This window comes from Nocardia veterana NBRC 100344, from assembly GCF_000308855.1.
Taxonomy (GTDB): Bacteria; Actinomycetota; Actinomycetes; order Mycobacteriales; family Mycobacteriaceae; genus Nocardia; species Nocardia veterana.
This window is the reverse complement of the sequence record NZ_BAGM01000209.1, coordinates 21,059-43,484: the sequence shown is the minus strand read 5'-3', so window position 1 is coordinate 43,484 and position 22,426 is coordinate 21,059. Positions and strand designations below refer to the sequence as shown.

Here is a 22,426-nt window from a genome sequence, read left to right as displayed (position 1 = left end):
TAATGGATCGTCACTGTACGGCCCGGGTGGTGCACCGATCGAGGGTTGGTAAGTCGGATGATCTCTACATCCCTGCTCGATGAACTCTACGAGCGCGCGGAAAAGGACGGTGTCGCACTACGCATCGGCACGATCATCGATCGCGGCGGGGAAGTTCTGCTGCTGGAACGTGACGACAGCGGTCCCATCAAGGCCACCCTCAAACTTCCCGGCACCACCGTCGAACCCGGCGAACCGCTCGACGCGGCCGTGACCCGGGCCGTCGCCACCGAGACCGGACTGATCGTCACCCGGATCCGTTGCCACGTCGGATCTTTCGACTACCTCTCCCCCATGGGAGATCCGGTACGGCGCCTGCACTTCGCCGTCGACGTAGCCGACACGTACCCCATCCGCCTGTCCGCCCACAGTGCCTACACCTGGGCGCCGCTGAACAGCGACCTGCGCGTGACCCCCTCCATTCGCCGCATCCTCGAGGACTACCGCAAGCTCGCCGAAACCCGAACCCCGTCACCGGAAACCTCGAGATGAGAAGGGCCCGGGCACCTCGCCCTGGCTTGATCCCGACGCAGCAGCGGTGATCGTGCGAGTCAGTGCTTGGTGATTGTTCGACAACATCCGTCACGGCGAGGCCGCCGGGCGGCGACCGGAACTCTTCACTCGTGCGGACTCGGGCCCGGCTCCTGGTGCGACGGCCGCTTGCAGGAGTGTCCGTTTCCGCTGTCCGGGCTCGTGGGCCGGGTATGTGCGGACGCGATTCCCACCCGGGCGAGTTCGGTGAGCACGGCCGCGAGCACCTCCGGGACGGCCGCCGCCACGGGATCCGACAGTCCGACTCCCAGATCCACGACTTCGGCTTCGACGGCGACGACGACGAGTTCCGCGGGGACGCGGCCGAGGATCCGGCCCAACGGGACGGCGTCGGGGATACCCAGCGCATGCGAGCTTGCCGCATACGTCCGGCCTCGCAGCGCTTCGATCGTCGTGCGCCAGATGCGGCCCGGAGTCGAAGGCTCGCAGAGCACCGCATCCACCACCACCGCGAGGTCGGCGCCCGCCCACAAGTCCAGCAGGCCGGTGGGTTCTCCATCGCACACCGCGACCGAGACGTCCGGGATGCCGAGCCTTTCGAGCCGGTGAACCACCACCGGACCGACGGCGTCGTCGCGTCGGTACTCGTTGCCGACGCCGATCACGACGGCCCGCCGACCGGTCATCGGCGCACCAACTCGAGTTCCAGGAAGTGGGCCGAGCACGAAATGCACGGGTCGTAGTTGCGGATCGTTCGTTCGCACAAACCGGTCAGCGTCGAGTCGTCCAGGTGGAGGTTGTTCTCGACCACCCGACGCAGATCGTCCTCGATGGCGGCTTGGTTCTGGGAGGTCGGCGGGACGATCGTCGCCGCGCGCACCACGCCCGCGTCGTCGATTTGGTACCGGTGGTAGAGCAAACCCCGAGGAGCTTCACTGACACCGTATCCGCACCCCGCGCGGGGTGCGCCGGTGACCGCCGGGCGCGCGGGGTCCTCGTACTCGTCGATCAGCCGGAGCGCCTCGTCGATCGCGTACACGACTTCGACTGCGCGAACCAGGATGCTTCGGAAGGGGTTACGACATTGCGAGCCCAGGCCCACGGCTGCGGCAACCTGGCGAGCGAGCGGTGACAGCTGTGCGCCGTTGAGGCTGTAGCGGGCCAGCGGTCCGGTCAGGTAGCGCCGGCCGTCCAGTCGTGCCTGCAGGGCGGTGGAATGCGGCACCTGCTCCTCGGTCACGTGGTCGCCGAATTCCGCTGCGGTAAAGGACGAACCGGTGCTGGATCGGACACTTCCGTTCTCGATGGCGTAGTGATTCGGCGCGGTGGCGGCCAGGAAGTCGTGGTCGAGTTCCAGATCGGGAAACTCGAATCCGGCGACGAACTGCGCTGTCTCGATGGCGTACTCCTGCGCCCGCCGCAGTGGCTCGGCGATCGACACCAGCTGCGCGCGGGTGGGGACGGAGTAGAAGCCACCCACGCGGACATTGATCGGGTGGATCGGGCGGCCACCGATGAGTTCGAGCAGGCCGTTACCCGCCTTCTTCAACGCGAGGCCGTGTTCGACCAACTCCCGATGATCACTCGCCAGCGTGATCGCGTCGGGATACCCGAGGAAGTCCGGAATGTGGAGCAGGTGGATGTGCAAGGTATGGCTGGATATCCACTCACCGCAGTACAACAACCGTCGCAGGGCCGCCAGGGAGACATCGAGTTCGATCTCGCAGACCTGTTCGAGCGCATTGCATGCGCTGGTCTGGTAGGCGACCGGACAGATTCCGCAGATCCGCGCAGTGATGTCCGGCGGCTCGGTGTAAGCCCGGCCACGCAGGAACGCCTCGAAAAACCGTGGGGGCTCGTAGATGTTCAGTTCCGCGCGTTCGACTCGGCCGTCCTCGATCACGACCCGCAATGCGCCCTCACCCTCGACGCGGGCCAAGGAGCTGACGCGCAATTGCCTACTCCGATGGCTCATTGTGCGTCCTTTCGGCAAATGGCGGAGCGGCGACGGCGAAGGTGCTGAACGCTCGTTCGATGTCCTCGTAGGACATGCCGTTGACTTCCAGGATCGGCAACAGAGCGCCGATATTGGGCCGTTCCATCGGGCCGAAGCAGCCGAAGCAACCCCGGTGATAGGACGGACACAGGGCACCACAGCCGGCCTGGGTCACCGGACCGAGGCACGGAATGCCGTCGGCGACCATCACGCAGGTCGTTCCGCGGCGCTTGCATTCGGTACAGACGCTGGTATTCGGCAGATCCGGTACACGTCCGGCCAGCAAGGCGCACAGCGTGTCCACGAGCTGACGGCGGTCTATCGGGCACCCACGCAGCTCGTAATCCACCCGCACGTGCTCGGCGATCGGGGTGGCCGTCGCCAACGTCGAAATGTACTGCGGATCCGCGTACACCACCGAGGTGAATTCGGCGACGTCGGCGAAATTGCGCAGCGCTTGGATCCCGCCATGGCACGCGCAGGCGCCGATCGTCACGAGAATCCTCGACTGCTCGCGGATTTCGGCGATCCGGTCGATTTCCTCCGGTGTCGACACCGAGCCTTCGACCAGCGACACATCGTAGGGCCCGGGTTCGACGGCGCTCGAGGCCTCGGTGAAATGGGCGATGCGAATCCGGCCCGCGAGTGTGAGAAGTTCGTCCTCGCAATCGAGCAATGTGAGCTGGCAGCCATCGCACGAGGTGAACTTCCAGACCGCGAGCGTCGGGGTGCCCATCACAGCTCCGGCACCGACATCAGCGGTTCGGCCACCGCGTAATCGACGATCGGCCCGTCCCGGCAAATCAGTACCGGACCGAGTTGACAATGGCCGCACCGGCCCACCCCACATTGCATATTGCGTTCCATCGAGATGCGGATGTCGGTGGGGGGGACGCCTTTACGCAGCAAAGCCTGCGCGCAGAATCGCATCATCGGTTCGGGCCCGCACACGAACGCCGCGGTGCGGCCGGGATCCACGACGAGTGTGCCGAGGGGTTCGGTGACGAACCCGACCCGTCCCGTCCAGCCGGGCGCCGGGTGATCGACCGTCTGATGGAGTTCGATGTCGCCGCCGGCCTGCCACGTGCGCTGATCGGGCTCGAACAGGATCTCGCGGGGGGTTCGCGCGCCGGTGATCAGCACGATCCGGCGGTAGTCGGTGCGGCGCGCCAGAGCCTCGAGCACCACTGGGCGTAAGGGTGCGACACCGACGCCACCGCCGACGATGATCAGATCTCGGCCGACGGCCGCGTCGAGGTCCCAGCTGGTACCGAACGGTCCGCGCACGCCGACCACGGCGCCGACGGGGGCATCGTGGAGCGCGGCGCTCACCGCGCCGACCGACCGGATCGTGTGCTCGAGAAAATCACTGCGAGCACCTGGATTCCCGCTGATCGACACGGCGATCTCCCCGATCCCGAATCGGTACAGCATCATGAACTGGCCGGCCCGGAATCGCTGCGCCGCGATGTCCACCGGTGTCAGCAGCAGAGTGACGGTGTCGGCAGTCTGCGGGATCCGGCCGGCGACCCGATACCGGAGCATCGTGTCGATCTCGGTTGGCGCCCGGGTCGACAGCGCGCTGCTCATCGCCTGTCTCCGGTTCCGGCGAGACTCAGCGACGCGGTGGCGCGGGTTTCGCCGGGGTTGCGATAGAGATTCAGCAGTCTGGCCCGCGTCGCCTGCAACCGTTCCAGCAGTGCCTCGAAAAGCAAACGCGTCAGGAGATAGCCCAGCTTCGGGTCGGCGTCGGCGAGTTCGGCCAAGCGGCCGGAATCGAATTCGATCGCCGCCACCGGTTCGGCGGTGACGGCTCCGAAGTGCCAGCGGTAGGGCGGCACCAACCACGACCAGCCGAGCACATCCCCCGAACCGAGCGTTTGCACCACCACGGCGCCGCGTCCAGGCACCACCGCATCCACGACCACACAGCCCGAGCGGATCAGCCAGCACCGGTCGGCTCGCCCACCTTCGCTGATCAGCCGGTGCCCGGCGGGGTACCGCACGTCTCGACCCGCTCGCGCCAGCGTGTGGAGGTGGCCGCGGCCGAGACCGGCGAGCGGTGCGAACCGGGAGAGCTCGTCAGCGGTGGTCATCGCCGTTCTCCAGCAACATCGCCGTTCTCCAGCAGTTCGGCGAACCGGGCCACTTCCACGGTCAAATCGATACCGGCCGGACACCACGCGATACAGCGCCCGCAACCCGTGCAGCCGGAACTGCCGAACTGGTCGTACCAGGTGTCGAGTTTGTGGCTGAGCCATTGGCGGTACCGGCTCTCCGTCGAACGGCGGACGCTGCCGCCGTGCAAGTAGGAGAAGTCCATCTCGAAGCACGAGGCCCAACGTTCCCAGCGCTCGGCGTGCTCGCCGGTCAGGTCGGAGACGTCCTCGGTCGTGGTGCAGAAACACGTGGGGCACACCATGGTGCAGTTGCCGCAGGTGAGGCAGCGGTTCGCGACGTCCTCCCAATGCGAGGACTCACGGGAGCGGTGAACGACCTCGCGCACGTCGACGTCGGGCATGCTGCGGCCCATCCGGCCGGCCGCTGCCGCGACCTCGGCGCGAGCCGCCGAGATCTCCGCCGCCGAACTCGATTCGGTGGCCAGGTCCTCGACGATGCGCGCGCCCGCGTCGCTTCCGATCTCGACCAGGAACCGGTGCCCGCGATCGTCGACGCGTTCGGTGAGGGCAAGGTCGAACCCAGCGGACACTCCCGGCCCGGTCCCCATCGAGGCGCAGAAGCACACGCCGCCGGGTTCGGTGCAGTTCGCGGCGACGACGAACAGCCGGCCGTGCCGGCTCGCGAAAGCAGGATCGGGATGCGCCCCGCCACCGAGCACGCGCGCCAAGACAGCGATCGCGGCCATATCGCAGCCTCGCACGCCGAAAAAGGCCATCGGTGGCGAAACATCCGGCACGCCTTGGTGATTCAGATCGGCGTCGAGTCGCGCGGTCATGCGATGCGGTGGATGGAGGAACTGCTTCCACGATCCGGGTCCGGCCGAATGCGCGAAGACGGCTTCGTCCTCCCGGCGAAACAGCCGATAACGTCCGGGCTGGGTGTGCGCGCCCCATCCCGCCGGCAGCTGGGAGCCCGACTCGAGCTCGTCGAGGACGATCGCGCCCTCGCGTACCCGCGGGCCGATGACCCGGTACCCGTGCCCGGCCAGGACGGTCACCAGGCGGTCCAAGCCCGCCCTGTCGATTGTCACGGTATCGCCGACAGTCATATCGAGCCTCTGCTCACCATGGGTCGATGTGTTCCTTGAACGGTCAGATCCGAGTCTGGGCGGCTCGGCGTCGCATCCGGAACCGGCAAAGGTCCTCGCTGCCCGGCCGGACGTCCCCACTCCTGATGGTGTGGATCAGCAGATGCGCGGCAACTGTTCGCCCACCAACATGTCCACGAGCCGTGTCGAGCCGACCAGAGTGCGTACCACAACGCGGCCCGCGGGCCCGTCGGTCACCCTGCCGATGGGCGTGGCCTGCACTCCACCGGCGAACGCGCGCATGGCCGCCAATGCCCGGGGCGCGGCGTCCGGGGCTACGAAGGCGACCAGACAGCCCTCGTTGGCGACGTGCAGCGGATCGAGACCGAGCAGTTCGCAGGTGGACGCGACCGCGGTCGGGACCGGCACGGCGGACTCCTCGATCTCCACACCGACTCCGGACTCCGCCGCGAGTTCGTTGAGAGCGCCCGCCAAACCACCGCGGGTGGGGTCACGCAGGGTGTGGATATCCCCCCGGCACGCGGCGACCATCGCCGCCACCATCTCGTGCAGCGGCGCGGTGTCGGAACGGATTTCACTGTCCAGTCCGAGATCGCCCCGAGCGCAGAGGATCGCGGTACCGTGTGCGCCGATCGGCCCGGACACCAGCACCACATCGCCGGGCCGGCCGCGGGTCGCGTCGGGGTCGGCGCCGGGAAGCCTGGATCCGATGCCGGTGGTCGTGATGTAGATACCGTCAGCGGCGCCACGATCGACGACCTTGGTGTCGCCGGTGACGATCCGGACATCGCACGCCGCGGCGGCGCGGGCGATCGACGCCGTGATGGTGCGCAACTCGGCCACCGGCAGCCCTTCCTCGAGGACATACGCCAGCGCCAGCGCGACCGGCCGGCCGCCCCGCATGGCGAGATCGTTGACGGTGCCGTGTACCGCGAGTGCGCCGATGTCGCCGCCGGGGAAGATCCGCGGTGTCACCACGAAACTGTCGGTACTGACAATCACGTCGGTGCCCGCGATCTCGACCACTGCGGCGTCCTGCAAGGCCCCGGTGTCACCGAGTTCGGCGAGGATCACCTGATCGATCAACTCACTCATGAGCTGACCGCCCGAGCCGTGACCCAGCAGGACTCGCTCCGATTCCCGGCGCGGCGCCGGGCAACTCGTGTGCAACGGGTCCAGGGTGCTCATCGGACCACCCCCGTGAGCGGACTGCGGCCCGCAGTGTAGAAGGCCGCGCACGTACCTTCCGCGGACACCATCGGCGCACCCAGCGGATGCCGAGGCGTGCACCGGATTCCGTAGGCCGCGCAGTCGGTCGGCAGTGCGGTGCCGCGCAGGATGTCGCCCGCGATGCAGTCGTGGTTCTCGTCGGACACTTCGGTCGTGACGCGGAAGCGCCGCTGTGCGTCGAGGCCGGCGAACTCGGGGGTCAGGCCGAGACCGCTGCCGGGAATGACGCCGATTCCGCGCCAGTTGCGCGCGGTGATCCGGAACACACGCCGAATCACCTGCTGCGCAGCGGTATTCCCCGTCCGTCGGACCGCGCGAGCGTACTGATTCTCGAGTTCGGCCCGCCCGTGCTCGAGTTGGCGCACCACCATCAGGATGCCTTCGAGCAGGTCCAGCGGTTCGAATCCGGTGACCACGATCGGCACCCGATACTTCGAGGCGATCGGTTCGTACTCGGTCCATCCCATGACCGCGCAGACGTGCCCGGCAGCAAGGAACCCTTGGACCTGGTTGTCCGGCGCATCGAGGATCGCCGTCATCGCCGGCGGCACGAGCACATGGCTGACGAGCACGCTGAAGTTCCCGACACCGGCTTCGGCGGCGTGCAACACCGCCATCGCGTTGGCGGGTGCGGTGGTTTCGAAGCCGACCGCGAAGAAGACCACCTCCCGGTCCGGATTCTGCTGTGCGACAGTCACCGCGTCCAGCGGCGAGTAGACCACCCGGACGTCACCACCGCGCGCCTTCACTCCCAGCAAATCGCCGCTGCTTCCCGGAACACGCAGCATGTCACCGTAACTGGTGAAGATGACCTCCGGCCGGGCGGCGATCGCCACCGCCTGATCGATCATCTCCAACGGGGTGACACAGACCGGGCAGCCAGGGCCGTGAATCATCCGGATGCCGGCGGGCAGCAATTCGTCGATTCCCTGCCGGACCAGCGTATGGGTCTGACCGCCACACACCTCCATGATCGCCCACGGTCGCGTCGCGACGACCCGCAGCTCGGCCAGTAGCCGGCGGGCCAGCGCTGGATCACGGTATTCGTCGAGGTATTTCATCCGGCCTCCCGGTCCGGTCCCAGTTCGGTGGCAAGGGCGTCGGGGACGGCGCGGAGCACCGCGAGAGTTTCGGCTGCTTCCGCCTCATCGATCCGGCTGATCGCGAAACCCACGTGGACGATGACGTAGTCACCTGCCTCCGCCTCGGGAACGTATGCCAGACAGACCGACCTGCGGGCCCCGTCGAAGTCGACCGTCCCCATACGCAGTGGGTCCGCGCCGAGCACGCTCACGATTCGGCCCGGTACTCCGAGACACATCGGTCATCCACCTTTCGTCGACGCACTCGCGACAGCGGCTTGGCCGTAACTGATTCCGCCGTCGTTCATCGGCACCTGTTCGCCGGCGAAAGCGTCCAGGCCCGCGGCAGCCAGGCCGTCGAGCACGAGCGTGGTCAGCAGCGCGTTCTGGAAGACACCCCCACCCAGACAGACGATCCGGGATCCGCTCGCAGCCGCAGCTTCCGTGGCCAGGGCGACGACCACCTCGGCGATGGCGCGATGGAACCGGACCGCCACCGTACCGGCCGGGTGTCCGGCCGCCAGTTCCATGGCGTGGCGCAGCGTCGGGACCGGGTCGTAGACCAGCAGGCCCCCGCGCCGGTGCAGCGTCCATGCCAGCGGTTCGGTGGCACTGTTCCCGGCGGCAGCGGATTCCAGCCGAACGGCGGCTTCGCCTTCGTAACTGTTGTCGTCGCACAGCCCGAGCAGTGCGGCCAGCGCGTCGAAGAGCCGACCGGCGCTGGAGGCACGTGGGCAGTTCAGGTTTCGGGCGATCATTGTTCGAATCAGCGCGACCTCCCGCCTGCCCATCCGGTCCATCAGATCCGTTGCGGCAATCTGTGGGACGGGGGCGGTGCCGAACCGTTCCGCACCGAACAGATAGCCGAGCGCCATGCGGGCCGGGTGGCGGACCGCGGCCTCACCGCCGGGCATCGGCGCAGTGGCGAATCGCCCGAATCGCGTGTAGCCGAGGTAGTCGGCCAGCAGAACTTCTCCGCCCCAGAAGGTCCCGTCGTCTCCGAAACCCAGTCCGTCCAAGGCGATTCCGATGAAGCGGTCTGCCACTCGATGTTCGGCGGCGGTGGCCGCCACATGCGCATGATGATGCTGCACAGCAACGCGTCGGCCGGCCGGCCAGTGACGGCGCGCGTAAGCGGTGGACAGGTAGCCCGGATGCTGGTCGTGCGCAACGATTTCCGGGTGCACGCCGTGCAGCCGGCACAGGTCGGTCACGGCCCGTTCGAACGCGGCATAGGTCTCGGCATCGGCGAGATCACCGGTGTGCGGGCCGACGCATGCGGAATCCGAAACACCCACTGCGATGGTGTGTTTGAGCTGTGCCCCGATCGCAAGCAGGGGCACTGCGGCCGGAACCGGTAGCGGCAGCACTCCTGGCGCGTATCCACGAGCCCGGCGGACGGTCGTGGTCCTTCCCGCACCGACGCGCAGCACGGAATCGTCGTAGCGAGCGCGAATGGGGCGGTCGTGAGTGAGAATGCCGTCGACGAGCGGACGCAGGCTGCGGGAATCCGATGTCACGGTGGGGGCGCCGGCACGATTGCCGCTGGTGACGACCAGTGGGCGGTTCAATTCGGCGAGCAACAGATGATGCAGTGGGCTGTACGGCAGGAAGAGCCCGATTGTCGACACGCCGGGGGCGATCTCATTCATGAGCGGGGCACACCGGTGTGGCACCAGGACGATCGGAGCCGCCGGCGAGGTCAAAAGCCCGGCAGCCGCGTCATCGACCCTGCCGATACCCTGTGCGGCGTCGAGGTCGCGGACCATCACCGCCAGCGGCTTGGTCGGCCGCGACTTGACCTTGCGCAGCCGCTGCACGGTCTCGGCTGCCGCCGCGTCGCACACCAATTGATAGCCGCCCACGCCTTTGACAGCGATCAGGCCGCCGGCCGCGACCGTTTCGCACGCGACGGCCAACGCCGCATCCGCCGTGGGCTCGCGGCCCAGTCCGTCGGAGAGCCAGCTCAACCTGGGCCCGCACCGTGGACACGCGGTCGGCTCGGCGTGGAAGCGGCGGTCGTCCGGGTCGTGGTACTCACGGGCGCACGAGGTGCACATCGGGAAGATCCGCATCGTCGTGCGAGCACGATCGTAGGGCAGCGCGTCGATCACCGTCGCCCGCGGTCCGCAGTCGGTGCAGCTGAGAAATGGGTATCGGTAGCGGCGGTCGGCCGGATCGAACAGTTCTCGCACACACGCCGCGCAGGTAGCCAGATCCGGAGACACCCGTGCAGACACCACCGTCTGCTCGGTACTGTCCACCACCGAGAATCCGGGGCCGAGCGTGATGTCGGGCAGCAGCTCCGCAACGTCCACCCCTTCGACGCGCGCCGACGGTGGTGGCGATTCCCGTAGAGCGGCAACCAGACCCGCAATGGCTGCCGAGTCGCCCTGCAGTCGCGCAACCACCTGCCCGCCCACATTCCGTACGTCGCCGAGCACGCCGAACTCGTGCGCCAACCGATATACGAAGGGACGGAAACCGACCCCTTGCACGATTCCGTGCACGGTCACGACGACCCGGCGCGGCACGTCGACATCGCCGCGCCGGTCTCCTGGTCGGCACGAGCCGCGGGCCCTCCGGTCGAATTCGCGCACACTTCACGGTGGGCCTGCGCGGCACCGTCCACCTAGGGTCGAAAGGCCCTTTATCGGGAAACGGCGGTGACCGTTCCCGAGCGCCGCTGCGATCCCGGCGGCCACCGAACCGGTGATCGGCAACCTACCCGGGACACACGGCCCCGGGGCCGATGACTTTGGTCCATCACGAATCGGCCTGTCGTCGGCGACGCTGGTAACGATGGAGACCAACGATCCCTTCGCCGCGCTCGCCGAAACGCATTCGGCCGTCGTGGTGCTGTACGGAGACCGGGCCTACAAGATCAAGAAGCCGGTGCGGACCGATTTCCTCGACTTCTCCACCCGCCCCGCGCGCGAAATCGCGTGCGCCCGTGAACTCCAGCTCAATCGACGCTTCGCCCCGGACGTCTATCTCGGCGTGGGGCACCTGTGCGATCCGACCACGGGCGCGAACGAACCCGTTCTGTTGATGCGTCGGCTGCCCGACGCCGCCCGGTTGTCGAGTCGTCTCGATGATCCAGCCGTCGCTCACGCCACCCTGTCGACGCTGGTGCGTGAGGTGGTGGCCTGGCACGACCGGGCGCCGACCGGAGCGGACATCGATCGTGCGGCGACGATGGCGGCGGTTCGACAGCGGTGGTTGTCGTTGGTGTCCGGAATGGCGTGTCCCCCGCTCCGGCCGGCGCCGGTGCAGCAACTGACCGACGCCGCGATGCGTTATCTCGACGGCCGCTCGGCAATGTTCGACAAGCGCATCGCTGCCGGGCGGATCGTCGACGGCCACGGCGATCTGCGCGCCGACGACATCTTCGTCACCGACGACGGCGTGCGGGTCGTCGACTGTCTCGATTTCGACGACGAACTGCGCTATGTCGATCGGCTCGACGATATCTGTTTCCTGGCCATGGATCTGGAACGTCTCGGGTACCCGGATTATGGGCGAGCGCTCGTCGAGGAGTACCTCGAGACGACCCACGACCCCGCGCCGGAGTCGCTCTACCACCACTACATCGCCTACCGCGCGGCGGTGCGCGCGAAGGTGGACTGCGTGCGCTGGCACCAGGGAGACCACCGAACGGGAAATGCGGTCCGGCACATCGAGATCGCCCTGCGCCACCTGGCGGCCGGCAGGGTGCGACTCGTGCTGATCGGCGGCTTGCCGGGCACCGGGAAGTCGACCATCGCCGAGCGCCTGGCCGCGGCGACCGGCGCGGTCCTGCTGTCCAGCGATCGGGTTCGCGCCGATCGCCGCGCCCGCGGCGTGCTGGCCGGCGCGAGCGGCGAGTACGACGCCGGCGCATACACACCCGGCGCCCGCGACCACGTCTATACGGTAATGCGCGCCGAGGCGCAGACGCTACTCGCCGAAGGCCGATCGGTCGTCCTCGACGCCAGCTGGATCGACGGCGCCCAGCGACGACGCGCGCACGGCCTCGCGGCCCGGACATTCGCCGACCTGATCGAAATACGATGCAGCGCACCGCTATCGGTGACCGCCGCACGAATCGCGGCCCGCCGCGGATCCGAATCCGACGCTACCGCCGCCATCGCGGCAGCCATGGCGGCCGACCGAGACCCCTGGCCGGATGCGAAAGTCCTGGATACCACCGCACCCCTGGAGCGGACTACCGCCGCCGCCCTGCGGATCTATCAGCGAACGAACGATCGGACATCTTCATGACCGCGAAGCCGACCATGGACCTGAGCACGATCAGCTACCGGCGCCTGACACCCGACGACCGCGATGCGGTCCGCGAACTGCACGCCGCACTGGGGCGACGCGACGGCTACTTCCGTTTCTTCGGACCACGGCCGAAACACCTCGACCAGCTGGCGGACATCATCTCGACGAGCGACCCGACGCACTGCGCCTTCGGCGCCTTTCTCGGTGCCGAGCTCATCGGTGTCGCGAACTACGTCGTGCTGCCCGGCACCGACTGCGCGGAGGTGGCCATGGTCGTAGCCCACGCGGAGCAGCAGTGCGGTATCGGCACCGCGCTGCTGACCCGGCTGGCCGACGCCGCACGCCGGCACGGCATCAACCGGTTCGCGGGCGACATCATGACGACCAATTCCACGATGATGCAGCTGCTGATGGAGATAGATCTGCCGATGTCGGCCCGGCGCGACGACGGCATCGTCCACGTGGTTCTGCAGCTGGGGAAGCCGTGACGGTGCCGCGGTCCGGTTCAGTCGGCCTCGGTCACCAGCGCGGCGGTCCGCCGCTGCTCCTCGTACAGTCGATCGATCCGAGAGCGCAGGCCGGGCGCGGTGCCCGAGGTGGTCAGTGCCGCGGTGGCCGCGGCGATACCCAGCCGGATCACGTCGTCGAGGTCGTAGCCCCGGGTCAGGCCGACCGCGATACCGCCCACCATCGCATCGCCCGCGCCGATTCCGCTGCGCACCGGCACCGGAATAGGCACGAACCACCGCGACCGCTCGGCGGTGACCGCCAGTGCCCCTTCGGCTCCGAGCGAGACGACAACGATCTCGGCGATCGCCGCATCCACCAGCTCGCGCGCCGCCGCAACCTGTCGGTCCCGATCGGGCAGGGCGCGCCCGACCAACTGCGCGAGTTCGCGGACGCTCGGCTTGATCAGGAAGACTCCGCGCCGGATCGCCCGCAGCGCGGGTCCGGAGGTATCGAGAATCAGCGGAACACCGTGTGCCGCAGCCACATCCGCGGCGACCTGATAGAAACCGGGGGCGACACCGGGTGGAAGGCTGCCGCTGGCGACCACATAGTCCGCGCCGGCCGCGTAGCGCTCCACCGCCGCCAGGCAGCGGTGCTGTTCGGCCGGCGTCAGGCGAGGTCCCGGAAAGACGAATCGATACTGTTCCCCGCTGTCGTCGGCGAACACGGCCAAGTTCTCCCGGGTCGGCTCCGCGGTCGCCACGGCGTGGGCGGGGATATCCGACTCGCGTACCAACTGTTCGAGGAACGCTCCGGTGTGCCCGCCTGCCGGATAGATCGCGGTGACGGGCTCACCGAGCGCCGCCACCGTGCGAGCCACATTGATCCCGCCCCCTCCCGGATCGAATCGTGGTGCGCCGCAACGCAGCTTGTCGGTAGGGAGCACCCGGTCGGTGCGGGCCGCACTATCGATCGCGGGATTCATCGTAAGCGTGACGATCGCCATACGGCTCATCTCACGGGATCTGCGGTCCACCGAGTAGGGCATTCCGGTCGGCCCCGGTGGTGACCGAAGTCCCGTGTCCCGCGCGAGTGCTGCTCCTACAGTCGAAGAGGGGAACGTCACCGCGCGAAGGCAGGGAACGTCACCGGACCCGGCCGGCGCCGGAGGGAGGCATCATGGCCCACGACACCACACCACGGTCGGGCTGATCGAGCGTGCCCGGCTCCGTCTCTCCGGACACCGCCCCCGCGGCCGAGCTGCCCGCTCAGGTCGAAGCCACCGAACCGCTGGACCTGCTGCTGCGGGATCTGCGTAGCTCACGTGACGGCTTGTCCACCCGCGAGGCGCACCGACGGCTGATCCACGCGGGGCCGAACACCCTGCGCAGGCGAGGCACCCGGCAATGGCCACGAGAGCTGTTACGCCAGTTCACCCATCCGCTCGCGCTGCTGCTGTGGGCCGCGGCGGCGCTGGCGTTCTCGGTCGGCATCGAAGCGGTCGCGATCGCGATCCTGTCGGTGATCGTGCTCAATGCCGTCTTCGCGTTCGTCCAGGAACGCCACGCAGAACATGCCGTCGAGGCGCTGGCCGCATTCATTCCGTCGCACGCCACCGTCGTTCGCGACGGGTCGCGCCGCAGTATCGACACCGCCGATCTGGTGCCCGGCGATGTTCTGATCGTGTCCGAAGGGGACAAGATCTCCGCCGATGCCCGGCTGCTGGACGGCGCGGTCGAAGTGGATATGTCGGCGTTGACCGGGGAATCGGTGCCGGTCCACCGCGGCGCCGGGCCGGTCGATTCCACGGTGCCGTTGCTGCAGGCCACCGACGTGATCTTCAGTGGTACGGCCTGCACCCAGGGCGAGGCGGTCGCGGTCGTGTTCGCCACCGGGATGCGCACCGAACTGGGCCGGATCGCCGCGCTGTCGGAGCGGGTGCGCACCGAGGAGAGTCCGCTCGAACATCAGGTGCGGCGGGTGGCATGGCTGATCGCGGCGATCTCGGTCCTGCTCGGCGCGGCGTTCATCCCGCTGGCGATCTTCGGAGCGGGACTGCCGTTCCTCGACGCGGTGATCTTCGCCGTCGGGCTGCTGGTCGGCAACGTGCCCGAGGGGCTGCTGCCGGTGATCACCCTGGCGCTGGCCATCGGGGTGCGTCAGCTCGCGGCCCGCGGCGCGGTGGTCAAACGGCTGTCGGCCGTTGAGACGCTGGGATCCACGGACGTGATCTGCACCGACAAGACCGGCACCCTCACCGAGAACCGGATGCGGGTGATCACCCTCGCCACGACCTCCGGTGATATCGACCCCTTCACCGCCACCGACGTCGCGGAACCGGTGCGCCGGGCGGCGCGGGCAGTGGCACTGTGCACCAACGCCCATCCGTCACCGGCCGGTGGGCTCACCGGCGATGCCACCGATATCGCCGTCCTGGCCGCGGCGACGGCCCTCGATCCGGCGGCGGCGGACGGGGTTCGGTTGCGGCAGTTCGCCTTCGACTCCGTCCGCAAACGCATGTCCACGCTCGACGACGCCGACGGCGCGCACACCGTCCACGTGAAGGGCGCACCCGAAACCGTCGTCCCGCTGTGCGCCGCGGAGATCGCATCGGACGGAACCACCCGCCCGCTGACCGAACGACGGCGCGCCGACGTGCTCGCCGCCGTCGACGCGCGGGCGCAGGAGGGATACCGGATGCTCGCCATCGCCGATCGGCCCCTGCCCGCCGGCGGCCCGGATCCGGCGACACCCGCCGCGGCCGAGACCGCGCTCACCCTGCTGGCAGTCGTCAGCATCGTCGATCCCCCACGCCCGGAGGTACCCGAAGCCGTGGCCCGCTGCCGCACCGCGGGAATCCGGATCATCGTCATCACCGGCGATCACGGGGCGACCGCCGCCGCCGTCGCGCGCCGGGTCGGCATCGTGCGTGGCACCCCGGCCATCATCACGGGCCCCGAACTCGACGCCATGAGCGAGGCCCGGCTCGACGCGCTGCTCGCCGGCACCGACGAGGTGATCTTCGCCCGGTCCTCACCCGAGGCCAAACTGCGCATCGCCGACGCCCTGCGCGAGACCGGGCACGTGGTGGCCATGACCGGCGACGGCGCCAACGACGCACCCGCGCTGCGGCGCGCCGACATCGGCATCGCCATGGGCCGCAGCGGAACCGATGTCGCCCGCGAGGCATCCACAATGGTGCTCACCGATGACGACTTCGCCACCATCGCCGTGGCGGTCGAGTCCGGACGCCGGGTCTACGACAACATCCGCAAGTTCATCTTCTACATCTTCGCCCACGCCACACCCGAGGTGCTGCCGTTCCTGGTGTTCGCACTGTCCGGTGGCGCGGTGCCCGTTCCGCTGACGGTGCCGTTGCTGCTCACCTTCGACGTGGGGACCGAGACGCTTCCCGCCCTCGCGCTGGGCCGCGAACACGCGGAGCCCGGCATCATGCGCCGGCCACCGCGACCCCGCGGCGAACCGGTGATCCGGCGCCGGATGTTGTTGCGCGCCTGGCTGTTCCTGGGGCTCATCTGCGCCGTGCTGGCCCTCGCCGGCTTCTTCACCGTCCTGCTCGCCGCGGGCTGGCATCCCGGCGATCCCACCGGCCCCGCAGCCGCGCTGCACCATGCCTACCGGCAGGCGGTGACGATGCTGTTCGTCGGCATGGTCGCGGGCCAGATCGGCACCGCCTTCGCGGCGCGCACCGATCGCGCGTCGCTGCGGTCGATCGGCGTTTTCTCGAATCCGATGCTGTTGTGGGGCATCGGTTTCGAACTGGCGCTGACCGCCCTGGTGGTCTATGTGCCGCTGCTGCAGGATGTTCTGGGCACCGCGGCACTCGCGCCGTGGATGATCGCGTTCGTCGTCCCGTTCCCGTTCATCGTCTGGGGTTGTGACGAGGTGTATCGGTGGGTGGTGCGGCGCCGGGCCGGCCGAGTTCCCGACCTGGCCGGCGATCGGGGCCGGTTCAACCGGCGACGCGAGCGCGCGCCAGCAACGTCTCGATCTCCTCGGTGACCGCCGCCGGGATGAGGTCGATATCCGGGGTGGTGTCGTAGTCGCCGGTGATTCCGAAGGTGAACCGACCGGCATAACTCAGCATCGCGACCGTGGTACGCAGTCGCATGGCGACCGGCATTGCGGGCCAGACCTGTTCGACCTCCCCACCCGCGATCCTGAGTGGATGGCGGGGCCCGGGGACGTTGGTCGCGAGCGCGCTGATGCCCCGTTGCGGGAAGCGAGTGGCCAGCCGGAACGCCCACGCCGCCACACCCGCGGGCAGCCGGCCGGCCAGAGTCAGCAGCGACGCCTCGGCCTCCGCCTCACCACGAGCGCGATGCCGGGCGATGCGCTCGTGCACCGCGCGCAGCCGGTGCACCGGATCGCCGACATCGACCGGTAAGGCGGCGATGACCACCGAAACCCGGTTGTCCATCGCGTATTTCGCCTGGGTGGGGCGCATCGACACCGGTATCACGATCCGCACCGAATCCGCTGCCGGTTCTTCGCCCCGCCCGCACAGCAGACGTCGATACGCACCGGCGAGGGCGGCGACCGCGACATCGTTGACCGTCGCGTCGAACGCGGCACCGATCTCGTGCAGCTGGGCCAGCGAGGTCCGCGCCACCGCATACCGCCGTCTTCGGCCCAGCGGGCCGTTGAGTGAGGACGTAGGAGTGGGGACCACCGTAGCGCGCAGCACCGGCACCAGCGTGCGTGCCGTGCGGATGGCGAAACGCGAAGCGGTATAGGGGAACCGGAGCGCGGCACTCACCGTCGCGGTCAGGTCCACCGCGCTGTCCGCGGGCCGCTCGGGTGGCTCGGAGACCGACTCGGGCGCCTCGTCGCAGAGACTTTCGAACACCGTGATCCCGGCGATCCCGTCGACCATGCTGTGATGCGCCTTGACGATCACCGCCCAGCGATCTCCGGCCAGATTGTCGACGACGACGACCTGCCACAGCGGATGCTCGCGATCGAAGCGCCGGGCGAGCTCCTCGCCCACCAGCTCGCGCAGGGCACTCTCGTCGCGCGGGCGGGGCAGTGCCGCCCACCGGACGTGCCGCGACAACCGGAAGTCCGGATCGTCTTCCCAACTGGGCGCGGTGAGGTCCAGTGGTGTGCGCCGCATCCGCTGCCGCAGGCGGCCGTACCGGGACAGCGCTCGGGTGACGGTCTGGTCGAACTGTGCTCTGCCGGGCACGGGTCCGGCGACGACGGCAACCGCGGCGATGGCGATGCTGAGATGGCGGTCGCTGTCTTCCAGCTCCATGAAACCCGTGTCCAGCGGTCCGAAGTCGCTCATGGTGGTGGCCCGTTCCCCAGACGTGCCGGCGGTCTGCCGGCCGATGCGATCAGTCTCGCGCGTGGCTCCGGACGATCGGCAGATGCGAAGGTAGCCGCGGCAGGTGACAAACGGCGGTAGTCACTGCGGCGGGTGAACGACCATCACCGGGCACCAGGCGTGCTGTACCAGGGCATGAGACGTGGAGCCGAGCAGTGTGCCGAGCACGGCACCCCGGCCTCGGCTGCCGACCACCAGCAGCTGGGCCGACCTCGACGAATCGAGCAGCACCACACCCGGATCGGCGAGCGCCACCTGGCGTGTCACCGGAACGTCCGGATACTTCTCCTGCCAGCCCGCCAGCCGCTCGGCCAGGACGGCCCGCTCCCGTACCTCGACTTCCGGAGCGGAGTACAGGATGTGCGGGTCCTCGGCGAACTGGCCGTAGTAGACGTCGCGGCACACATGCACGGCGACCAGTTCGGAACCCCGTTCGGCGGCCTCCTCGAAGGCCGCACCGATGGCCGCCTCGCTGACCGGACCGCCGTCGACCCCGACCACGACCGGTCCCTCGTCGTGCACCCGGTTCACCTCGTGCGGGTCGGTCCGCACCACGAGCACCGGCCCGATCGCGTGGGCGGCCACCGCCGAGACCGTCGCCCCGAAATGATGGGCCAGTCGATTCGTGCCGTGCGCGGCGAGCACCACCGCATACGCCGACGCACTGGCGTGCACCAGCGCCCGTGCGGGATCACCGTCGACCACCGCGGTCGATATCCGCAATCCCGGCAGCACCGACCGAACCCGCTGCGCCGACCGTTCGACCAGCTCCGCGCCGCGCTCACGAGCCACCGCCGGCAGGACTGCCGCTGGAGAATCGAGCGAGCCGAGACCGAGCTGTAGCCGGTTGAGGTCCAGCGCGTGCACGATGTGCAACTCCCGCCCGCGCTGGGCGGCCATACCCGCTGCCCAGTCGACCGCGAGATCGGCGTGCCCGGACCCGTCGACACCCACCACCACCGGAGCAGATACCAGGTGCCGGATGTCGGACGAGGCGTCGGTGGTCATGGCAGCCAACTTCTTCGTGCGCACGGCCCGCCGGATGCTCGGCCGTTTCGTTCTGACGGTAGCCACGGCGACCGATCCGGCGATGCGGCCGAAGGTCCTCGACTGCCCGTCGTCCGCGGGCGAGACCGCGAGCCGCGCCCAGCCGGTTGGGACCTTGGTCCCGGCACGTGCGACGACGGTCCCTGGCGCCCCGCGGCGTCGGGCCGCCAGGATCGGTAGAGGAGGTTCCGCCCATGTACGCTCGTGACATTCTCAGCCGCCCGGTGGTCACCGTCGGAGTCGACGCGCCACTGGCACAAGCGATTTCCCAACTCACCGAGCGCGGTTTCGCCGCCCTTCCGGTCGTCGACGCGGACGGACATGTCATCGGGATGCTGTCGGAATCGGACGCACTGTCGGCGAGGGGGCTGGACACCACCGTCGGAGCGGCCATGACCACTCCCGCGGAGGTGATCGAGCCCGGGACCGACCTCGCGACCGTTGCCGCCCGGATGTTGGCGCGGCAGTTGCGTTCGATGCCGGTCGTCGAGGCGGGCGTTCTGGTCGGTATCGTGGCACGCCGCGACCTGCTGCGCGCGCTGCTGCGTGACGACGCCGCCGTGGAAGCGAAGCTGCGTGCCCTGCTCGACGCCTATGCCGGCAGCCGCCGCCAGTGGGCTATCCGGGTCGACGACGGGCATGCCGTGATCACGGGCCGCTTCGCCGATTCCGCCGAAGAGTCGACGGTGACCGCCCTGGCGCTCACCGTCGACGAAATCACCCGTGCCGAAACGGTTCCGGAGTCCCCCTCCGCCGGCGATACGGTGCCACCGCTGTCGGAGTGGCTCCATCGCAAGGCCGACGAGACAATCGGATGATGCGCGGGACCACCGGTGCTGCCCCGGCGTGAAAGATGGCCGGCGGCAGAGCGATTCGCGGCTCACCTCCGTCGGGAGCCGCGAATCGGCCGTTATCCGATACTGCCGATCACCCCCGAATGATCATCCCCGACGAATCACGCCACTCCGTTGTGGCCGACCCCTGCCGATGCGGCGACCTCGTTGTCACCGGTTGCTTCGGCACTTCCATGGTGACCCGCCACCCACCACGCGGAGCAGTATCGGAGGCCATCGGCCCAAAGGCCCAATCGAATCGCGGTCCGGGACGTCCGACCCCGGACGGCCCGCTGCTCCCCGTGACGAAAGACCCTACCCACGGGCGACCTTCGGCCCTGCCGACGGCTGATCAGCCGGGCACGGTACGTGCGAGTTCGTCCAGCCACGCCGCGGCGGAGGCATCACTCGGCGCGCGCCAGTCGGCGCGCGGCGACAGCGATCCGCCGGATCCCACCTTGGGCGCGTTCGGCAGCGTCGATCGTTTGAACTGGCTGGTCTGTACGAAGCGGCGCAGGAATTCCGCCAGCCAGCGCTTGATCGTGGCCAGGTCGTATTCGTGCCGCTGATCCTCGGGAATCAGATCGGGCCAGCCGCCGCGGGTACGGTCGCCCCAGGCGTGCTCGGCGAGGTAGGCGATGCGGCTGGGCCGGAATCCGAACCGCAGCAGGTGATAGAGGTGGAAGTCCTGCAATTCGTACGGGCCCACGGTGGCCTCCGAACTCTGCAGCGCCGCGCTGGGCACCAGCTCCGGTGAGATCTCGGTGTCGAGGACCGAGTGCAGCACCGCACTCGCCTCCGGGCCGAGCTCCCCACGGTCGGCGGTCCAGGCGATCAGATATTTGATCAGCGTCTTGGGCACCGAGGCGTTCACGCTGTAGTGCGCCATCTGGTCACCGACGCCGAAAGTGCACCAGCCCAAGGCCAATTCGCTCAAGTCCCCGGTCCCGACGACCATGCCGTGATGCATGTTCGCGAGGCGGAACAGATGTGAGGTGCGCTCCCCGGCCTGCACGTTCTCGTAGGTGATGTCGTAGACGGGCGCGCCGTCGGCCGCCGGATGACCCAGATCGCGCAGCATCTGCGTCGCCGCGGGCCGGATGTCGATCTCACCGGCGCTCGCCCCGACGGCGCGCATCAACCGGCGGGCATTCTGCAGCGTCCGCGTGCCCGTGGCGAAGCCGGGCATGGTGTAGGCGAGCACATGCGACCGCGGCAGACCCAGCCGATCCATCGTTTGCGCCGCGACGATGAGCGCGAGAGTGGAATCGAGGCCGCCGGACACACCGATCACCAGGTGCTGGGATCCGGTCGCGGCCAGCCGCGTCGCGAGCCCGGCGACCTGGATGTGATGGACCTCGGCACAGCGCCGGGTTCGGCTGCCGGGATCGGCCGGGACGTAGGGGAAGCGCGGGATCTCACGCCGCAGCGGTGGTGCGCCGGCCGGGATCGGCGCCTCGAATTCGAGCCGCCGGAACCGGGCGACGCGCTCGCGGTGATCGTGGCCGTTGTCGGTGAAGCTGTTGAGCCGCAGCCGGTCCGCGGCCAGCCGCTGCAGATCGATATCGGCCGTGACCAGTTGCGGTTCAGCGGCGAAGCGCTCACTTTCGGCCAGCAGGTTGCCGTTCTCGCAAATCAGGGCTTGACCGTCCCAGGCCATATCCGTGGTGGACTCGCCCTGCCCGGCCGCAGTGTACAGATAGGCCGCGATATTGCGCGCCGAGGTCGACACACACAGTTGCCTGCGGTAGTCCGCCTTGCCGACGACGATGTTGCTGGCCGACAGATTCGACAGTACCGTCGCACCCGCCAGCGCGGCAAAGACGTTGGGCGGCAACGGAACCCATGCATCCTGGCAGATCTCCACCGCCAGGACCAAGCCGGGCAGGTTCACCGCCTCGAACAGCAGGTCGGCGCCGAAGGGCACGCACTGTCCGGCCACGGTGATGTGATCGTCGACGGCGTCACGGGCCGCGACGAAGTGCCGCTTCTCGTAGAACTCCTGGAAATTGGGGAGATAACTCTTCGGCACGACGCCCAGCACACGGCCGCGGTCGACGACGAGCGCGCAATTGAACAGCCGCTCTCGCACCCGCAGCGGAGCCCCTACGATCAGCACACTGTCGATGTCCGCGCTTTCGGCGACCACTCGGTCCACGGCGGCACGCACCGCGTCGTCGAGTGCATCCTGGTGAAAAAGGTCCTCGTCGCTGTAGCCGGACAAGCCCAACTCCGGAAAGACCACCAGCACAACGGAATCGGCGCTTGCCCGCCGGGCCAGCCGCAGCGTCTCCCCCGCGTTGTACTCGGGGTCGGCCACCCGCACCGACGGTACGGCGACCCCCACCCGCACGAAGCCGTGCCGGTACAGCGATCGGAACGGTAACTCGCGCGCCACGGCGACTCCCTGCA

Annotated in this window: 19 protein-coding genes; 5 read left to right on the top strand and 14 right to left on the bottom strand. The window is 68.7% G+C overall.

Going from position 1 to position 22,426, the window contains the following annotated elements; translation table 11 throughout:
• Positions 1 to 57 precede the first annotated feature (57 nt).
• A complete protein-coding gene (locus ON37_RS30000) occupies positions 58 to 531 on the top strand; it encodes an NUDIX hydrolase (RefSeq protein ID WP_040724329.1) in 474 nt (157 codons plus the stop codon).
• Positions 532 to 656: 125 nt separating this feature from the next.
• Here ON37_RS30000 and ON37_RS29995 read toward each other — a convergent pair whose 3' ends face one another.
• From ON37_RS29995 to hypF, 10 genes are all read right to left on the bottom strand, one after another.
• Positions 657 to 1,217 carry a hydrogenase maturation protease gene (locus ON37_RS29995; protein ID WP_083893401.1) on the bottom strand — a complete coding sequence of 187 codons (561 nt, stop codon included), beginning with the start codon at positions 1,215 to 1,217 and terminating at the stop codon, positions 657 to 659.
• Positions 1,214 to 2,506 (bottom strand): Ni/Fe hydrogenase subunit alpha, encoded by a 1,293-nt coding sequence (locus tag ON37_RS29990; protein WP_040724327.1) that lies wholly within the window; start codon positions 2,504 to 2,506, stop codon positions 1,214 to 1,216. The genes ON37_RS29995 and ON37_RS29990 overlap by 4 nt, the downstream gene beginning before the upstream one ends.
• Entirely contained in the window at positions 2,490 to 3,263 is a 774-nt protein-coding gene (locus ON37_RS29985; RefSeq protein WP_040724326.1) for an NADH-quinone oxidoreductase subunit B family protein, read from the bottom strand. The genes ON37_RS29990 and ON37_RS29985 overlap by 17 nt, the downstream gene beginning before the upstream one ends.
• Complete coding sequence (locus tag ON37_RS29980; RefSeq protein ID WP_040724324.1) at positions 3,263 to 4,117, bottom strand: FAD/NAD(P)-binding protein; 855 nt, start codon at positions 4,115 to 4,117, stop codon at positions 3,263 to 3,265. The genes ON37_RS29985 and ON37_RS29980 overlap by 1 nt, the downstream gene beginning before the upstream one ends.
• A complete protein-coding gene (locus ON37_RS29975; protein WP_083893400.1) occupies positions 4,114 to 4,623 on the bottom strand; it encodes a Crp/Fnr family transcriptional regulator in 510 nt (169 codons plus the stop codon). The genes ON37_RS29980 and ON37_RS29975 overlap by 4 nt, the downstream gene beginning before the upstream one ends.
• Positions 4,620 to 5,756, bottom strand: coding sequence for a 4Fe-4S dicluster domain-containing protein (locus tag ON37_RS29970; protein WP_040724323.1), 1,137 nt, complete (start codon positions 5,754 to 5,756; stop codon positions 4,620 to 4,622). The genes ON37_RS29975 and ON37_RS29970 overlap by 4 nt, the downstream gene beginning before the upstream one ends.
• A gap of 135 nt (positions 5,757 to 5,891) precedes the next feature.
• Entirely contained in the window at positions 5,892 to 6,944 is a 1,053-nt protein-coding gene (gene hypE, locus ON37_RS29965; protein WP_040724321.1) for a hydrogenase expression/formation protein HypE, read from the bottom strand.
• Positions 6,941 to 8,047 carry a hydrogenase formation protein HypD gene (gene hypD / locus ON37_RS29960; RefSeq protein WP_040724319.1) on the bottom strand — a complete coding sequence of 369 codons (1,107 nt, stop codon included), beginning with the start codon at positions 8,045 to 8,047 and terminating at the stop codon, positions 6,941 to 6,943. The genes hypE and hypD overlap by 4 nt, the downstream gene beginning before the upstream one ends.
• Complete coding sequence (locus tag ON37_RS29955; RefSeq protein WP_040724318.1) at positions 8,044 to 8,307, bottom strand: HypC/HybG/HupF family hydrogenase formation chaperone; 264 nt, start codon at positions 8,305 to 8,307, stop codon at positions 8,044 to 8,046. The genes hypD and ON37_RS29955 overlap by 4 nt, the downstream gene beginning before the upstream one ends.
• A gap of 3 nt (positions 8,308 to 8,310) precedes the next feature.
• Positions 8,311 to 10,602: a carbamoyltransferase HypF gene (hypF, locus tag ON37_RS29950; protein WP_040724317.1), complete on the bottom strand. Its 2,292-nt coding sequence runs from the start codon at positions 10,600 to 10,602 to the stop codon at positions 8,311 to 8,313.
• A gap of 268 nt (positions 10,603 to 10,870) precedes the next feature.
• Here hypF and ON37_RS29945 point away from each other — a divergent pair, with 268 nt between their 5' ends.
• Positions 10,871 to 12,331: a bifunctional aminoglycoside phosphotransferase/ATP-binding protein gene (locus ON37_RS29945; RefSeq protein ID WP_040724316.1), complete on the top strand. Its 1,461-nt coding sequence runs from the start codon at positions 10,871 to 10,873 to the stop codon at positions 12,329 to 12,331.
• A complete protein-coding gene (locus tag ON37_RS29940; protein WP_040724401.1) occupies positions 12,328 to 12,822 on the top strand; it encodes a GNAT family N-acetyltransferase in 495 nt (164 codons plus the stop codon). The genes ON37_RS29945 and ON37_RS29940 overlap by 4 nt, the downstream gene beginning before the upstream one ends.
• Positions 12,823 to 12,839: 17 nt before the next feature.
• Here ON37_RS29940 and ON37_RS29935 read toward each other — a convergent pair whose 3' ends face one another.
• Complete coding sequence (locus tag ON37_RS29935; protein WP_040724314.1) at positions 12,840 to 13,790, bottom strand: 1-phosphofructokinase family hexose kinase; 951 nt, start codon at positions 13,788 to 13,790, stop codon at positions 12,840 to 12,842.
• A 212-nt stretch (positions 13,791 to 14,002) separates the two neighbouring features.
• Here ON37_RS29935 and ON37_RS29930 point away from each other — a divergent pair, with 212 nt between their 5' ends.
• Complete coding sequence (locus tag ON37_RS29930) at positions 14,003 to 16,807, top strand: cation-translocating P-type ATPase (RefSeq protein ID WP_083893399.1); 2,805 nt, start codon at positions 14,003 to 14,005, stop codon at positions 16,805 to 16,807.
• Here ON37_RS29930 and ON37_RS29925 read toward each other — a convergent pair.
• Both ON37_RS29925 and ON37_RS29920 read right to left on the bottom strand, forming a co-directional pair.
• The gene (locus ON37_RS29925) at positions 16,758 to 18,095 is read right to left on the bottom strand and encodes a wax ester/triacylglycerol synthase family O-acyltransferase (RefSeq protein ID WP_040724312.1); all 1,338 of its coding nucleotides are present in this window, start codon (positions 18,093 to 18,095) and stop codon (positions 16,758 to 16,760) included. The two genes, ON37_RS29930 and ON37_RS29925, sit on opposite strands and share 50 nt — an antisense overlap.
• Positions 18,096 to 18,215: 120 nt before the next feature.
• Positions 18,216 to 19,142 carry a universal stress protein gene (locus ON37_RS29920; RefSeq protein ID WP_040724311.1) on the bottom strand — a complete coding sequence of 309 codons (927 nt, stop codon included), beginning with the start codon at positions 19,140 to 19,142 and terminating at the stop codon, positions 18,216 to 18,218.
• Positions 19,143 to 19,375: 233 nt separating this feature from the next.
• On the opposite strand from ON37_RS29920, the gene ON37_RS29915 reads away from it, so the two are divergent.
• Positions 19,376 to 19,999 (top strand): CBS domain-containing protein, encoded by a 624-nt coding sequence (locus ON37_RS29915; protein WP_083893398.1) that lies wholly within the window; start codon positions 19,376 to 19,378, stop codon positions 19,997 to 19,999.
• A 367-nt stretch (positions 20,000 to 20,366) separates the two neighbouring features.
• Here ON37_RS29915 and ON37_RS29910 read toward each other — a convergent pair whose 3' ends face one another.
• Complete coding sequence (locus ON37_RS29910; protein WP_373282101.1) at positions 20,367 to 22,412, bottom strand: NAD(+) synthase; 2,046 nt, start codon at positions 22,410 to 22,412, stop codon at positions 20,367 to 20,369.
• Between the last annotated feature and the right edge of the window lie 14 nt (positions 22,413 to 22,426).